Raw genomic sequence first — 15,914 nt, 5'->3', positions numbered from 1 at the left:
TCCGTTCAGAAACCGGAAAGGGCGCAGAACCGGACCGGAAGCCCGGCTGCCATCTTCCGCCCATACGCCCCGGTTCCTAACCGGGCTATATCCGCGGCTTCTGCAACATGCGGATCACCAGCGAGGCGGCATAGATCAGCAGGGCGTAAATCAGCGATATGAATGATACCTTCAAGCCGCCGGCAACCAGCGTCAAAGGAACGTCGCCTACCTGCTGCACGACTTCAGCGGCATTGAACATCCCTTTCAACTGCCAGATCAGGTCGGTCACCAACACCAGCAGGCCGATCTCTCTGACCCATGCCGGGGCTTTCCACGCGGCAAACAACAGACAAATCAATTCCACGGTCAGGATCGACATGATCCATGTCCCGCCCTGAAGAAACAAATCGAACATAACGCAAAAGTTTTAAGTCATCGCGGGACCATTCCCGTATGGCAAAGATAGGCTGCCGCAGGCCGAAACCACAAAAAAACCGCCCGTCGAATCCCGTTCTTACGCCGTCGAATCCCGCCGATCGGCCCCGGGAGCGTTTTTTGCGGGACCGGGCGGGGACACCGGAGACTGATTTTACCTATATTTGTAAAAACGGAAATTCCGCATGAAACAGTTTCTGCCCGTCGTCTGGTGGCTCACGGCCACGCTCGTCATCGCCTTTGTCCTCGTGGGGTTGGGGTATCTCTTCGCCGACGCCCTCCTGCTCGGAGTGCTGTTCCTGCCCGGAATGCTCACGGCGCGTTACTTCGTGCCGCAGCTGTCGTTCGAAAACCGACGGCAGGGAATCCTCGACACCGTCTACCTTGCGCTGGCGATCCTCGGCATCGAATACCTCTCGCTGATGCTGGGCCATGCGGTGGTGCTCGGCGCCGACGAAGGCGGAATGCCGGGGCTGCTGCTCAACCCGCCCTTCATCCTGCTGGTCCTGACGGCCCTCATCGCTCCGGAAATAGCTCTCGAAAAACACCTCGAACGCCGCTGTCCCTACGCCCGTTCGATCAGTTTCGTCTCCGACCGCCGCAAAATCACGCTCGACCCCGCGGAAATCAGCTACGTCGAATCGAACGACAGCGAAGTGTGGATTCACACCGCCGGGGGCCTCGCCTACCGCACCAAAACCCGCATTTCGCAATGGGAGACACAGTTGGACAGCCGTTTCCTGCGCATCCACCGCTCGTTCATCGTCAACACGGCGCGCATCGACCGCTGCTGCCCGGCACACGTGGAGATCGGCGGAATGACCATCGAGATTTCGCGCAAATACCGGGAGGCCGCGCGCCGACAGCTCACAGAGCAGGCCGCAAACGCCTAATTTCGGCCCATAGCCGCCGCCACGCAGCGGATCGTCGGGAAAGCGTCGCGCAGATTGTCTGCCACCTCGCGGGGCGCACACCACACCGCGGAGTCGATCCCCTCCTCGGTCTGGGGCGTCAGACCGGCGCACCCGGACGCATGCAGTTCGTACCAGTGGGTCCGTTTCAGTTCCCAGCGCGCAGTTTTCGGAAAATAGTAGGCGTGCAGCGTCTCGCACAGCGGCCGCACGACCCGAGCCGCCACGCCCGTCTCCTCTTCGACCTCACGCGCAGCGCACTCCTCGATGCGCTCCCCGCACTCCAGATGCCCTTTGGGCAGGTCCCAGCGGCCGTTGCGGTGGATCATCAGCCACTCGCCGCAGTCGTTCACCACCACGCCGCCCGCCGCCTCGACCGGCGTGAACTCCGCAGCAAAGGCCGCGAAAGCCCTGTCGGGATCGTCCGAAACGACGGCCACGGAGTTGTGCGATTCGAGAAAATTGAGTATCTTGGCCCGTGATATGCCGCCGCAGGCTTCGGCCGCAACGGCGTACCACGCCCCGCCGGGAGCTTCGGCCGTGAACGCCACGGCCCTGTCGGCGAAATAAACGGTACGGTTCATCTTTTCATCGGAAATTTGTGAACAAATATACGTAAGAAACCTCAAAAAATGAAAAAAATTCTCCTGATGACGGCTATTGCAGCTATGGGCCTCGGCGGATGCGACAAGCGTCCCGAGCCTCTGAAGATCGACAATGCGCTGACGGCCGAAGAGATCGCCGCCGGACGCCTCACCCCCGAGGTGATGTGGAAGATGAGCCGCGCGGGCGGCTCGTCGCTCTCGCCCGACGGCCGGACGCTCCTCTACCAGCAGACCGACTACAACATGGCCGAGAACCGCGGCGTGACGACGATCCGGGTCGAGGACATGGACTCGAAGGCCGTGACATGCCTGACGGACTTCACGTCGAACAGCCTCTCGCCGAAGTGGAGCGCCGACGGACGGCACATCTATTTCCTCTCGGACCGCGGCGGTTCGATGCAGGTGTGGCGGATGAACGCCTCGGGCGGCGACGCGACGCAGATCACGGGCAGCGGCGACGGCGAGGGCGTTCCCGACGTGGAGGGCTTCGGCGTAAGCCCCGACGGAAAGCACATCTGGTGGGTGCAGACCGTGCGGACGGCCGACCGCCGTTCGTCGGACATCTACAAGGACATGGACAAATCGAAAGCCCGCATCTACGACGACCTGATGGCCCGCCACTGGGACTACTGGGACGAGGGCGAATACCGCCACATCTTCGTCGGCGAGCTGGGCAAGGGAGTCGTGACGGGCGGCAGGGACATCATGCCCGACGCGCAGTGGGACGCCCCGCTGGCGCCCTATTTCGACATGGCCGAGATCGCCTGGAACAACGCCGGGACGATGCTGGCCTACACCTGCAAACCGCTGACGGGCACCGCCTACGCCGTGTCGACCGATTCGGACATCTTCGTCTACGACCTCGAAAGCGGCGCGACGCAAAACATCTGCAAGCCCACCAACTTCAATACCGGCAAACCCGTCAACGATCAGGCGGCCATGGTCGGCTACGACAAATATCCCGTCTGGTCGCCCGATGATTCGAAGATCGCCTTCCTCTCGCAGCGCCGCGCAGGCAACGAGTCGGACAAGGCCCGCCTGTTCGTCTACGACTGCCACACCGCCGAAATGCAGGACCTCACCGCCGACTTCGACTACAACGCCCAGAACGTCGTCTGGAGCGGCAACGACCTGATCTATTTCATCGCCCCGATCGAGGCGACGCACCAGATCTGCCGCGTCGCGCCGTCGGTCGGCGAGGTGGAGGTCATCACCCGCGGCGACCACGACATCAACGCCTTCACGATGGCCGGGGAGCGGATCGCCGCCGAGATGTGCACGATCTCGATGGCCACGGAGTTCTTCGAGATAAATCCGGAGGACGGCTCTTTGGCGCAAATCTCGGCCATCAACAAATCGGTCTACGACAATATCAGGATGGGCGAGGTGCAGAAACGCTGGGTCAAGACCACCGACGGCAAGCAGATGCTGACGTGGGTGATCCTGCCGCCCGATTTCGACCCGTCGCAAAAATATCCGGTGCTGCTCTACTGCCAGGGCGGCCCGCAGAGCGTCGTATCGCAGTTCTGGAGCTACCGCTGGAATTTTCAGCTGATGGCCGCACAGGGATATATCGTCGTCGCGCCGAACCGCCGCGGCCTGCCCTCGTTCGGACAGGAGTGGCTCGACCAGATTTCGGGCGACTACTCGGGCCAGAACATCCGCGACTACCTCTCGGCCATCGACGACGTGGCCCGCGAACCGTGGGCCGACCGGGAGCGCATGGGCTGCGTCGGGGCGTCGTACGGCGGCTATTCGGTCTATTTCCTCGCCGGATGCCACGAGAAGCGTTTCAAAGCCTTCATCTCCCACTGCGGCATCTTCGATTTCGACTCGATGTACGGCGAAACCGAGGAGCTGTTCTTCGTCAACAACGACTACGGAGGCCCCTACTGGGACACGGCGAATGCCACGGCGCAGCGTTCCTACGCCAACTCGCCGCACAAGTTCGTCTCGAAATGGGACACGCCGATCCTGATCATCACCGGCGAGAAGGATTTCCGCATCCCCTACACCCAGTCGCTCGAAGCCTTCACGGCGGCCCGCACGCTGGGCATTCCGGCGCGGCTCGTGGCGTTCGAAAACGAGGCGCATCAGGTCTTCAAGCCCCAGAACTCGCTGGTCTGGAACCGCGAATTCTTCGGCTGGCTCGACAAGTACGTAAAATAGCCGACCCGACAGCGAACGAGGGCCACCCGGACCGGAACTGCGCTCCGGTGAAAGCAAAACCTCCCTGCCGGCGGGCAGGGAGGTTTTTTGCGCTCCGCACCGCCGGAAAGGCGCATCCGTGAGGATAAAAAGGAGGCTGTTCGTGATGAAAAATCCGGCGTTCGTTGAATTTATTTCCGCGAACGGGAACCTGTACCTATTTTTGTACACATTACAGATAAAAGAATCTATTCTATGCGAATTAATTTCCGGATTATTTGGCTCGCGCTGCCTCTGGTCTTCGGGGCATGCTCCGATTCTTCGGATGCGGACACCCGGCCCGCGACCGAAACAATCAGCGTATCGGTAGGCTCCGGTCCGAAGATCGACATCGAATCCGAAGACAGGTCCCGCACCCAGCTCGGCGAAGACGGAGTGTCGGTCAAATGGGCTTCCGACGACCAGATCGCACTCTGGGCCGTCAACTCCCGATCCGAGACCGTCTTCAGCAAACAGGCTTTCAAACTCTACCACTACAACACCGACTACAACACGGCCAAGTTCAGGGGAGACATCCCGCAAATGCCCGCGGACACCTACACCTATTATGCCGTGTCGCCCGTTCCGTCCGAAAGCGACGGCACGCAGGCCACCTACCTGATCCCTGACGTGCAGGACGGCGGCTTCAACGGCGACTGGGACGTGATGGTGGCCGATCCGGTCAAGGCCCCGGCTCTGGAGAAGAACGACACCGGCGAGACGGTGCAGTTCCAGTTCCGCCACAAAGTTCACGTGCTGAAAATACGCATTCCGAAAAACGACCTGGGCGAAAAGGTCTCGGAGATCACGCTGGCATTTCCGCAGCCCGTCACGGGGCGCATGACGGTCGATGCCGCCGACCCCGATGCCGCGCCGACGCTCACCGGCAGCAACAACACGCTGACGCTGCGTTTCGACACTCCGAAGGATGCGAGCGACGTGGTCTTCGCCGTCATCGCACCGGTGGAACTCACCGCCGAGCAGCCGGTGACCATCACCGCGATTTGCGAAGCCGGGGAATCCGAGCCGCGCAACATCCCCGGCAAACACTTCTCCGAAGGCCACACCACCCCGATCGCCTACCACATTCCCGCCATCGGCCGCTATTACACGCGTCTGAACTTCTCGCTGCCTGCGGACAAGGGTACGGCGACGCTGGGCGAGGCGGTCGGAAAGATCACCCTCACCGCCCCCGAAGGCTCGCTGTTCGACAACGGCACGAACATCTGCCAGTTCACGCCCGACGCCGAGGGCAAATACACGATGGTGCTCAAACCCTCGTGGACCGACAACCTCTCGGGAAAAGCCGTCACGGTACAGTACGAATCGGAAAGCGCTGTCGTATCGAACACGCTGACAATGCCGCAGATCACCGAATTCGGCAACAACGACATCACGCTCAGCGTCCCCTACCTGCTGGCGGAGGATTTCAGCAATATCATCCAGTTCGACTACGACTGCAACGTCGGAACGGGAACAAGCAGCAGCAGCGCCGGAAACAAGGATGCGCACCTGCTGTCCGACAAGGGCGCCATCGGATGGACGGCGGCTCGTGTGGGCGGGGAAACCGGGAAATGTATCCGAAGCTCCTGCCGGTTCGAAGGCGGAGGAGCCGGCAAGGCTTCATCGTATGCCCGCTACCCGGGACGTATCGACTCGCCGCCCGTCAGCGGTATCAAATCCGGCAAAACAGTCAGAGTCCGGGTTTCATTCGATTACGTCGGAGGACAGGACTCCTGGATGATGGACAGTAACAAAAATAAGGGCGGAACATACGGCAATCCTACGTTCAATTACGGCTACACGACCAATTCGGGCCAGCCCAACGGCGGAGACAATCTTGAAAACCCCGTCGAAGCGGAAGACATAGCCCTCGAAACCGACAAATCGTGGAATACCCCGCTTTCGAATTGGAACACCAAAACATTCCTGGCCGACTTTAACAGCGCCCACAGAATCTCATGGAAGGTGAATGTCAACCGTATCGGCAACGTATCGTCCTGGACCGGAATATTCGGCGCCAACGGCAATCACTACCTCTACCTCGACAACATCAAAGTATCCATCGTCAACGAATAACCGCCATGAGAAAACTGCTTTACCTGCTTGCATCGGCGGCTGTCATGGCCGGAGGATGCTCCGAAAAGAAAGAGACCCCGGCCGGAGAGGGCTGCGGAACCATCCGCATCGCCTGCGAGGCCGACGCCACGATTGATGCCGCTGCGGCGATGGCCGCGGTTCAGGGCGCGACCCGCGCTGCGGCAAAACCCGACGGCAAAGATTTCACGCTCCGCATCCGGGGTGAAAATTTCGACAAAAGCTGGGCGACGGTCGCGGCGTATAACGCCGAGGAGACCGCCTACTCCTTCCCCGAAGGCCGCTACACGATCACGGTCACCTACGGCGATCCCGAAGCCGAAGGCGCGGACAAACCCTACTACGCAGGCGCGACCGAAGTGGAGGTCGCGGCGCGCCGCACCAGCACCGCGCAGATCACGGCGACGATCGGCAATTCGCAGACCCTGGTACGCGCCACCGAGTCGTTCAAAAAATACTACAACAACGCGGAGTTCACCGTGACGACCGGAGCGGGCGGCATCTTCACGTTCCGTCCCTGCGACGAGGCCGAAGCGGAAGCCGTCTGGGTGCAGGCCGGAAAGCCGCTCACCTTGAAGGGTACGGCCCGGGGCCAGAGCCAGGACGGCACGTCGGAGGGGCCGCTCTACACCTTCACCCCCGAGCCGCTCGAAGCGGCACGCCCAGCCACGCGCCACATCTTCACGCTCGACGCCAAGAAGGCCGGCAGCGCGACGCTGACCGTCACCCTCGGCGAAGGATACACCGAGACCGTGGAACTCGACGTGGAACTCAACGACGAGGCCACCGAATAACGCAAATAAAAACACCGAGATATGAAAACCTTTACCAAGATTCTGACGGCTGCGGCAGCGACGGCGCTGCTCGCGACCGGCTGTGTGAACGAAGATCCCGCCTATAAGAACAACGAGCCGGGCACTCCGCCCGATCCCAACGCCAAAGGCTACCTGACGCTGGCGGACATGAGCATGCGCGTCGTGGTCGACACCGATACCGAAACCCGCCCCGACGACACGTCAGACGAGACGGCGAAGCCCCAGACGCGCACCGACGAGGCGCAGCCCGACGTCGACACATTCATCATCGAAATTCGCGACGCAACGGGCAAGCTGGCGCTCCAGGAGACTTACGGCGATCTGAAGGTCTCGATCGGCGAGGCAGGCAGGCTGGAGCTTCCGGTGGGCGGCTACACGATGGAGGTCCGTTCGGAAGAGGCCGCCACGACGCCGGCAGCCGAATGGGAACACCCCGTCTATTTCGGTTCGCAGGAGTTCGTCATCGAGAAGAACCAAACCACGCCCATCAACGAGGTCGTCTGCACGCTGAACAACATCAAGGTGACGCTGATGTGTTCGAAAGACCTCGCCGACCAGCTCACCGCCGACACCAAGTCGACCGTCACGCTGGGCGAAACGACGATGACCTTCCTGAAGGATGAAACCCGCGCGGCCTACTTCATGCCGCAGGGCGAGACCAACACGCTCAAATTGCACCTCGAAGGGGCTTTCGCCGATACGCCCGACGCACCCGTCCGGATCAACAAGAGCATCTCGGGCGTCAAGGCCGGACAATGGCGCAAGCTCTCGATCGTGATCACCTACTCGGACAAGGGAGACATCAAACTGGACATCGACGTCAACGACTTCATGGAGGACGACGAAATCCCGGTCAACGATCCCGACAACCCCGGCGAACCCGGACTTCCCGTCGCCCCGACCCTCGAATGTCCGGGCTACGACCTCACGAAACCCTTCCAGCTTCTGGCCTCGATGTTCGACGCCCAGGGCAACTACACCCGGCCGTTCGCATTCAATCTCGCCTCGTCCAACGGCATCGGGTCGTTCGCGGTGAAAATCACGTCGGACAACTCCCGGCTGACCGGCATGGTGTCCGGAATCGGCGGTCCGGAATTCGACCTCTGCACAATCGGGGCGTCGGACCCCGCCTACACGGTTCTCGCAGGCCTCGGCTTCCCGCTGGGCGACGATCTCAAGGGGGCGACTTCGAAGAGTTTCGACATCGCAGGAGCCATGAAACTGCTCTATCCCGCATACGAGGGCACGCACGCATTCGCCTTCGAGATAACCGACGCCAAAGGGCTTTCGGCCCGGGCGTCGCTGACGCTCACGGTCGATCCGGCCAACGAAGGCCCTTCGATTGTCGGCGTAGATTTCAATATCGACGAAACGCAAACGCCGTCCGCAGACCGCGACACGGAGATCGACATCACGGCGCAAACAGGCATCAAATCGCTCGACGTGACCATCGACTGCGACAACCTCGACGCCAAGGAACTCGGCACGATGGGCATCCCGGCCCGGTTCGATCTCTGCAATATCGAAGGCTTCGAAGATACGAACGGAACCATGCATCCGGCCGAAGATGTCCGGGAGGCGATTTCAGCCCTCGGATTCCCCATCGAGGACGCAGTCAAGGACAAACCGTCCATTCGGCTCAAGATCGACAAGATGTTCACCGGATTGCTGACAGGCTTCCCCGGCAACAACAATTTCATACTCACGGTGACGGAGAACAACGGTCTCAGCACGACCAAGACCCTGAAGTATTACGTACCGGCGAATTAAGGCTGACGAATTATGAAAAAATACATTACCGCCGCCCTGCTGTTCTGCGCCGCGCTGACGGCCGCCTGCTCGAAAGAGACGGCCGGGAGCGCCGACACAGGCGACACGGGTGCGCTCGAAATGCGGGTTTCGGCCACGCGGGCCGAAGCCGACGGGGAATACGACCCCTTGCAACGCCTTGCCGTACGCATCTACCGCGCGAGCGGCGAGCTGCTGCGCCAATACACCGCAGAGACGCTCCCCTCACGGCTGGAGCTGCTCGCGGGCGAATACCGCGTGGAGGTCGATGCGGGAGAAGCCGTCCCCGCGTCGTTCACCAAACGTTTCTACAAAGGCGAGAAGACCTTTACGGTGGCAGCCGGACAGACGACCGTAGCCGAAGTGGAGTGCAAACGGCAGAACGTCGTCGCCGAAGTGAAATTCGACGCCACGGTTTCCGCCGCTTTCGGCGAGAATTTCCATGCGTGGGTAGTCGCCGCCGACGCGTTCGACGAAGGGCAGGTTCAGCAGGGCGGCGTCCCGGCGCTGAACTACACGGCCGACGGCACGGGCTACTTCACCATGCCCGAGGGTGCGACCACGCTCACGACCCGCTTCGAGGGCACGCACCCCGACCGCGGCGTCATCGTCAGGGAGGCCAGATTCGAAGGCGTGCAGACCGGCGGCAAATACAGCGTCTCCTTCCGGTTCTCGAAAGACCTGCCGGGCTTCATCGAATGCTTCGTCGTCAAGGTGGACACCTCGACCGACGACTACGACGACACGTTCCCGTTCAGCCCCGAGCCGAGCATCGAAAGCGACGGTTTCGACATGGACCAGCCGCAGGATTTCATCCCCGGGACAACCTCCCCGAAACGTTACATGATAACCACGATGGCCGCCGTAAAGAGCGTCGTGATAGGCATCGGCGACGACAGCTACGAAGCGCTGAACGGCACGACCGAGGGCGTCGAGGTGACCAGGGAGAGCGACTTGAGCCTGACGGTCACCCTTTCCGACGCCTTCTTCGCAGGGCGTCCGGGCGGCAGCCATCCGGTGAGCATCCGCGTCACGGATTCGGCCGGCGCCGAAGCCACCGCCATCTCGGAATACCGTCTGCAAGGCCTTCTGCCCATTGAAAAGACGGATTACGACCTCTGGACGAACAGCCTCACGCTGCGCGCGCTGGTCCTCGATCCGAACGTCACGACGGCGACCTTCGGGCTGCGCGTCAAAGACGGCGAGTGGTCCGACGCCGAGGGCGTAAACGCCGGCGAGGGCATTTATACGGCCACGTTCACGGCCCAATGGAAGGAATCGGTCAATGCCGCGGGCCTGACCGTCCACACCCCCGTCGCAGGCACCGGCGTCTTCGCCGGCAACAGCTACGAGGCGCGGGCGGCGCTCGATGGCGAAACCGTCTCCTCGGCAGAGTTTCAGGCCGCTGCCGGGCAGGTCATCCCCGACGGGGATATGGAAAGCGGATCACTCCCCTGTTTCGGCAAAAGCACGTCGGAATCCACGACGTTCTGGGGCAGCGGCAATGCCGCAACTTCGAGACTGTGTGCGCAGTCGACCAAACCCGGCATGGGCGGCAGCTACTGCGCCAAGCTCGAATCGCAGCCGGCGTTCGGCCTGCTCGCCGCGGGCAATCTCTTCTCGGCAACGTTCCGTTTTGCGAGTCTCTCGGGAACGGCCAGTTTCGGAATGCCCTACCAGTGGACAGCGCGTCCGACGGCCTTGCGGCTCAAATACCACGCCACCGTGGGCGCCGTCAATAAGGGAACCGTCACCGAAGAGCACGAATACATTCAGGACGGCCAAGACCGTTCGCGTATCTTCGCCGTTATCGTCGATTGGAACAGCCGTCACGCGACTGTCGCCGGCATGGGGTCGCCGACAGGCGTGTGGGACCCCGCCAAAACCGCCGAAACCGCCGAAGGCCCCGTCATCGCCTACGGATCGCTGCTGATCGGCGAAACCACACCAGGCGACGCGATGACGACCGTGGAGATTCCGATCGAATATTACGACAGAACGACCAAACCTACGGGTGCATATACACTCGTCATCTCCTGTACGACGAGCGCCTACGGCGACTTCAAGGTCGGTTGTCTGGGCAATGTCATGTACGTAGACGATTTCGAATGGGTATACTAATCACTAAACGCAAGCAGATGCGCAAGCTATTCATCCGCACGCTCGCCCTCGCGCTGTGCCTCACGGGCACGGCGCAGGCGCTGCGCGCACAGGAAACAACCGCCGCCCAAACTGCGGCGGCAGCCGACCAGCGTCCGAAAACAATCAACGAAATGCGCCAGGAGCGCGGACTTACCGACACGCACAACCTGTTCGTGCCGAAAGGACAGTGGATTTTCGGCGGTACGGCCTCCTACTCGACCCATACCAACAAAGGCTATCAGTTCCTCGTCATCGAGGGAATCAACTCGAAAGGCTACACCTTCCGCGTCAGCCCGATGATCGCCTACGCCTTCCGGGACAACATGGCCCTCGGAGGACGCTTCATCTATTCGCGCACGCTGCTCAAGCTGGACAACGCCGAACTGCATTTCGGCAACGAGGAGACGGGCACGAACATCGTGGCCAGGGATTTCTACTCGCTCAAGCAGACCTATTCGGCGGCGGCGATCTGGCGGCAGTACATCCCGCTGGGACGCAACAAACGCTTCGCGCTGTTCAACGAGATGTCGCTCGCGGCCGGAGGCACGCAGGCGCGCTTCGCCAACGACTCGCCCGTGAAGGGAACCTACGAAACCGGCTACACCCTCTCGCTGGGCATTTCGCCGGGCATCGTAGCCTTCGCCACCAACAACATGGCCGTCGAAGTGAACGTGGGCGTGATGGGCATCAGCTATACCCATACCAAACAGGTTCACAATCAGGTCACCGTGGGCAAACGCAACACGAGCATGATGAACTTCAAGGTCAATATCTTCTCGATCGGCCTCGGCATGGCCTTCTATCTCTAAAAACGGCACACTATGACACGAAGCATACTCTGCACCCTGCTGATCATAATTATCTCGTGCGGCAACGCGCTGGCGCGGCAAACCGCCGCAACCGGGAATCCGAAGGAAACAGCCGCTCCGGCAGCCGCAATCGCACCCGCCGCAGCCGGAACGATCTCCACCGAAGAAGAAGCCCCGGCAACCGGAAATGCGCCGGCCGCCGAAGCGCCGGCCTCGGAAGCGGCAGTCCCGGCCGACGGACAGAAGCAATTGCAGGCACTCAAGGCCGCGGAAGTTCAGTCGCCGATCCGCGGCAAAAAACAGTTCCTGCCCACACGCCGGCGTATCGACCGCGAAATCAACAAGCTCAAGTTCGCCTACAAGGGCGAGGTGATCATGGGTCTGACGGCCTCCTACGGCACGATGTCGAGCGACGACACGGACATCATGCTCATCCTCGACGGCATCGACGCCGACGGCACGGTGGCCACCGTCAAACCCTTCATCGGCTATTTCTACCGCGACAACAACTGTCTGGGCGTGCGTTTCGGCTACCGCCACATGGACGGCAACCTCGATGCCGCACGCTACGACCTGGGCGAAAGCAACGACGCCTCGGGCAGCATTCCGAAGGTCAATTTCAACAGCGACAACTACTCGTTCGGCATTTTCCACCGCTCCTACGCGGGACTCGACCCGAAGGGCCGTTTCGGACTGTTCGCCGAGTTCGAACTCTCGCTGTCGACCGGAACGTCGAAACTCTCCTACCAGCCCGACACCGCCAGCGACAACATGAAAACCACGTTCAGCGACAATACGCAGCTCAAATTGGCGTTTAATCCGGGAGCTGCCGTCTATATCTTCCCCAACGTCTGCGCCACGCTGTCGTTCGGGCTGGGCGGCATCCAGTACACCTCCGTCACGCAGAAGGACGACGCCGGCAACAAGATCGGAACGCGCAAGGCTTCGAACATGCGTTTCAGGCTCAACGTCGCCGCCATCAACTTCGGCATGACGGTACACCTGTGGGACAAGAAAAAGAAATAAATTATGACCAGATACCTGAAAACAGCACTCCTTGCAGCCGCGGCGCTCCTCGCGTCGTGCATCCACAACGACATCCCCTATCCGGTCGTCGAACTCCGCATCGCGAGCGTCGAAGGCCAGGGCTTCTCGGTCTCGGAAAACAACGTCACGTCGCGGACAGTCACCCTCTCGCTCGACGAAGCGACCGACATCCGCAACGTGCGGATCGACGCCGTGGGTTACGACGCCGTCATCCACAGCATCCAGCTCGACAAGGAGGAGGTCCTGCAACAGATCCGCAGCTCCCGGGAGCTGACCGGCACGTTCGACCTGCGTTCGCCGATCTACACCACGCTTTCGCTCTACCAGGATTACGAATGGACGATCCGCGCCACACAGACCATCGAGCGCCGTTTCAGCGTGACGGGGCAGATCGGCGCCACGGAGATCGAGGAGAAAAACCGCATCGCCCGGGTCCTCGTCCCCAGCGACACCGATCTGGCACATATCGAGGTCACGGAACTCAAACTCGGCCCCGCCGACATCACGACCTATTCGCCCTCGCTCGAAGAGCTTTCGGGCAGCAGCTTCGAATCGGTGCGTTTCGTAGACGTCACCTGCCACGGAATCACCGAACGGTGGCTGCTTTACGTGGAGCCTACCAATGTGAAGGTCGCCCTCCGGGCAACCGACCTGTGGAACAATACGGCCACGGCCACCGCTCTCGTCTCTGCCGAGGAGTATGCGGCCGGCGCCGCGCTGGAATACCGGATCAAGGGCGCCACGGAGTGGCAGAGAATGGCGGAAAGCAGCTACGAGGCCGGCATCCTGACGGCAACGCTCGCGCCCGAATGGAGCTCGTCGACCAACCCCCACGGGCTTGCCGTCTACAACTTCGTGCCGGACAAGGGTCTCTTCGCAGGGCACACCTACGAATTCCGCCTGACAGTCGGGGGCGAGCAGACCCAGCTGATGGAATATGCGGCCCCCGCGGGCAACACGATTCCCAACGGCGACCTGGAGGACAGCTCGCTGAGCTGCTGGACCCAGAACAACAAGACCGCAGAATTCTGGGGCAGCGGCAACAACACCTTCACCAGGGGACTCTGCACGCAGGCCTCCTTCGACGGAGGCACGCGCGCCAAACTCCAGGCTACGTCCGCCGTGGGAGTCCTCGCTTCGGGCAACCTCTTCTCGGGGCTGTTCCAGAAGGACGTCTTGACCCGGGGTGTCGTGTCGTTCGGCCAGCCTTACGCCTGGAAAGCCCGTCCCAAGGCGCTGAAACTGCAATACTATGCAGAACATATCGGCATCGTCGACATCGAAAAGAATTTCGGCGCCCCGATTCACGAAGGGGACCGGGACAAGGCCCGCATCATGGTCGCCATCGTGGACTGGAACACCCGCCGCGAAGTCGGATCGGGCACGGAAGCCCCCACCGGGACCTGGGATCCGGAAGAGACCACTTCGGTCGACGAGGGACCGATCATCGCCTACGGCTCGCTTTTCATCGACCAAAGTTCGACCGGCGGCAAGATGATCGACGTACAGCTTCCGCTCAACTTCTACGACACGAAGGCCAAACCCTCCGGATTGTACCAGATCGTGATCTCCTGCTCGACGAGCGCCTACGGCGACTTCATGGCAGGCTGCAAGTCGAACATACTCTACGTCGACAATTTCGAGTGGGTCTATTGACAATGCCTATTTTCGCAACCCGCAAAAAGCAGAGCCTCACCGGTTCTGCTTTTTGTTTACCCTGGCGGTCCGAAAAAAAACACCGGAGGAGGTAGGGTTTCAGCGCTTTCATCCGTGATATAGATAGAATGAAGAGACCCGAACATATCATCGAAGATCTGATAACCCGCCAACTGGACGGCACACCCCTCACCGACACGGAACGCCGGGAACTGCAGGAGTGGCTCGAAGCATCCGAAGCCAACCGCGACGCCTTTCTCCGGGCTTACAAAGCCTGGGGAAACGCCCGCCTTGCGGAAACCCGGTTCAACACCGGGCAAGCCCTCGAAAACGTCATGGCCCGGATTGCCGAAGCATCCAGACCCCGGTCTTTCCTGCGGCCGCAACTGCGCCGTCTGGGCATCGGCATCGCAGCGGCAGCCTGCGTCATGCTGGCCGTTGTCGGTTACTACCGACTGCAACCGTCGACCGTCCCGGACATCGAAATGTTTATCCGGCAGGCCGACACCCCCGTATTCACCCAGAAAGAGGTGCAACTGGTGCTGTCCGAGCAGAAAACCCTCCTGCTCGAAACCCAAAAATCGACAATCCGTTACGATTCGACCGCCATCCGGATCAACAACGCCGAAAAAACCATTCCCAAAAAAGAGGCTGCGACGTTCAACCAGCTGGTCGTTCCCTACGGCAAGCAGACGACGCTGACGCTCGCCGACGGAACCCGCGTCTGGATCAACGCCGGATCACGGCTGGTCTACCCCGTCGTATTCGAAAAGCAGAAGCGCGAAATATACGTCGAAGGCGAAATCTACATGGAAGTGGCGCACGATGCCGAACGGCCTTTCTCGGTACACACAGGCAAAATGGATGTCTGCGTTTTGGGAACCAAATTCTACATATCCTCCTACGGCCGCGATCGCACGCAGGAGGTCGTCCTGCTCTCCGGCTCCGTCAGCGTAGCCCCTGCCGGACGATCCGACCGCGGAATTCGCATCGTTCCCGGCCAACAAGCCATCCTCGGCACCTCGGAATCGCTGGAGGTCCGCGAAGTGGAAGCCGAAAGCTACATCAGTTGGATTCACGGATACCTGCCCTTCGACAACGACCCGCTGTCGAACATCCTCGAACGCCTTTCCCGCTACTACAATTGTCGGATCGAGTGTACGCCCGAAGCCGAAGCGCTGACGCTCTCGGGCAAACTCGAACTCAAAGACGATCCGGCCGAAGTGCTGAAAATCTTGAGCGCAACAGCCCCCATCAACCTGCAAATCACCGGATCCGGGAATTTCCGAATCGACTATAACCCGACTACCAACAACCCAAACTGACCTGCCTATGTAACAGCCCGTATCCCTCCAAAAAAAGACCGGATGTCGTCCCTCAACGACATCCGGAGCGATTGAAAATCTAAAATAGCCTTTTAAACTTCAAATCTTTACAAAT

At 60.8% G+C, this 15,914-nt stretch carries 12 protein-coding genes; 10 read left to right on the top strand and 2 right to left on the bottom strand.

The genetic code is table 11. From position 1 onward, the window contains the following. Positions 1-85: 85 nt before the first annotated feature. The gene (locus DWW03_RS07260) at positions 86-397 is read right to left on the bottom strand and encodes a hypothetical protein (RefSeq protein ID WP_015547921.1); all 312 of its coding nucleotides are present in this window, start codon (positions 395-397) and stop codon (positions 86-88) included. Between the two features lie 205 nt (positions 398-602). On the opposite strand from DWW03_RS07260, the gene DWW03_RS07255 reads away from it, so the two are divergent. After that, entirely contained in the window at positions 603-1,310 is a 708-nt protein-coding gene (locus tag DWW03_RS07255) for a LytR/AlgR family response regulator transcription factor (protein WP_022061043.1), read from the top strand. On the opposite strand, the gene DWW03_RS07250 is transcribed toward DWW03_RS07255, so the two are convergent. Beyond that, positions 1,307-1,912, bottom strand: a complete 606-nt coding sequence (locus tag DWW03_RS07250) for an NUDIX hydrolase (protein ID WP_022061042.1) — start codon at positions 1,910-1,912, stop codon at positions 1,307-1,309. The two genes, DWW03_RS07255 and DWW03_RS07250, sit on opposite strands and share 4 nt — an antisense overlap. Before the next feature lie 48 nt (positions 1,913-1,960). Here DWW03_RS07250 and DWW03_RS07245 point away from each other — a divergent pair, with 48 nt between their 5' ends. From DWW03_RS07245 to DWW03_RS07205, 9 genes are all read left to right on the top strand, one after another. Then, positions 1,961-4,102 (top strand): alpha/beta hydrolase family protein, encoded by a 2,142-nt coding sequence (locus DWW03_RS07245; protein ID WP_118406569.1) that lies wholly within the window; start codon positions 1,961-1,963, stop codon positions 4,100-4,102. 234 nt (positions 4,103-4,336) lie between these two features. Beyond that, positions 4,337-6,199 carry a fimbrillin family protein gene (locus tag DWW03_RS07240; RefSeq protein WP_118406568.1) on the top strand — a complete coding sequence of 621 codons (1,863 nt, stop codon included), beginning with the start codon at positions 4,337-4,339 and terminating at the stop codon, positions 6,197-6,199. 5 nt (positions 6,200-6,204) lie between these two features. Beyond that, entirely contained in the window at positions 6,205-7,011 is an 807-nt protein-coding gene (locus tag DWW03_RS07235) for a DUF4493 domain-containing protein (protein ID WP_022061272.1), read from the top strand. A 21-nt stretch (positions 7,012-7,032) separates the two neighbouring features. Beyond that, positions 7,033-8,802, top strand: coding sequence for a DUF4493 domain-containing protein (locus DWW03_RS07230; RefSeq protein WP_022061273.1), 1,770 nt, complete (start codon positions 7,033-7,035; stop codon positions 8,800-8,802). A gap of 12 nt (positions 8,803-8,814) precedes the next feature. Next, on the top strand, positions 8,815-10,941 hold the full coding sequence (locus DWW03_RS07225; protein ID WP_118406567.1) for a DUF4493 domain-containing protein: 2,127 nt from the start codon (positions 8,815-8,817) through the stop codon (positions 10,939-10,941). 17 nt (positions 10,942-10,958) lie between these two features. Further along, positions 10,959-11,771: a hypothetical protein gene (locus DWW03_RS07220; RefSeq protein WP_015547928.1), complete on the top strand. Its 813-nt coding sequence runs from the start codon at positions 10,959-10,961 to the stop codon at positions 11,769-11,771. 12 nt (positions 11,772-11,783) lie between these two features. Continuing rightward, positions 11,784-12,797 (top strand): hypothetical protein, encoded by a 1,014-nt coding sequence (locus tag DWW03_RS07215; protein ID WP_022061275.1) that lies wholly within the window; start codon positions 11,784-11,786, stop codon positions 12,795-12,797. Between the two features lie 3 nt (positions 12,798-12,800). After that, positions 12,801-14,474 (top strand): PCMD domain-containing protein, encoded by a 1,674-nt coding sequence (locus DWW03_RS07210; protein ID WP_118406566.1) that lies wholly within the window; start codon positions 12,801-12,803, stop codon positions 14,472-14,474. Positions 14,475-14,602: 128 nt separating this feature from the next. After that, positions 14,603-15,799, top strand: coding sequence for a FecR family protein (locus DWW03_RS07205; protein WP_022061277.1), 1,197 nt, complete (start codon positions 14,603-14,605; stop codon positions 15,797-15,799). Positions 15,800-15,914: the final 115 nt, after the last annotated feature.

It is taken from the genome of Alistipes sp. AF14-19 (assembly GCF_003461645.1).
Classification (GTDB): Bacteria; Bacteroidota; Bacteroidia; order Bacteroidales; family Rikenellaceae; genus Alistipes; species Alistipes shahii.
This window is presented reverse-complemented; position numbering and strand designations above follow the sequence as displayed.

Bases quoted from the DNA above. Each gene is read 5' to 3' on its own strand.
- DWW03_RS07260 (WP_015547921.1), bottom strand. From the start codon at position 397: ATGTTCGATTTGTTTCTTCAGGGCGGGACATGGATCATGTCGATCCTG.
- DWW03_RS07255 (WP_022061043.1), top strand. From the start codon at position 603: ATGAAACAGTTTCTGCCCGTCGTCTGGTGGCTCACGGCCACGCTCGTC.
- DWW03_RS07250 (WP_022061042.1), bottom strand. From the start codon at position 1,912: ATGAACCGTACCGTTTATTTCGCCGACAGGGCCGTGGCGTTCACGGCC.
- DWW03_RS07245 (WP_118406569.1), top strand. From the start codon at position 1,961: ATGAAAAAAATTCTCCTGATGACGGCTATTGCAGCTATGGGCCTCGGC.
- DWW03_RS07240 (WP_118406568.1), top strand. From the start codon at position 4,337: ATGCGAATTAATTTCCGGATTATTTGGCTCGCGCTGCCTCTGGTCTTC.
- DWW03_RS07235 (WP_022061272.1), top strand. From the start codon at position 6,205: ATGAGAAAACTGCTTTACCTGCTTGCATCGGCGGCTGTCATGGCCGGA.
- DWW03_RS07230 (WP_022061273.1), top strand. From the start codon at position 7,033: ATGAAAACCTTTACCAAGATTCTGACGGCTGCGGCAGCGACGGCGCTG.
- DWW03_RS07225 (WP_118406567.1), top strand. From the start codon at position 8,815: ATGAAAAAATACATTACCGCCGCCCTGCTGTTCTGCGCCGCGCTGACG.
- DWW03_RS07220 (WP_015547928.1), top strand. From the start codon at position 10,959: ATGCGCAAGCTATTCATCCGCACGCTCGCCCTCGCGCTGTGCCTCACG.
- DWW03_RS07215 (WP_022061275.1), top strand. From the start codon at position 11,784: ATGACACGAAGCATACTCTGCACCCTGCTGATCATAATTATCTCGTGC.
- DWW03_RS07210 (WP_118406566.1), top strand. From the start codon at position 12,801: ATGACCAGATACCTGAAAACAGCACTCCTTGCAGCCGCGGCGCTCCTC.
- DWW03_RS07205 (WP_022061277.1), top strand. From the start codon at position 14,603: ATGAAGAGACCCGAACATATCATCGAAGATCTGATAACCCGCCAACTG.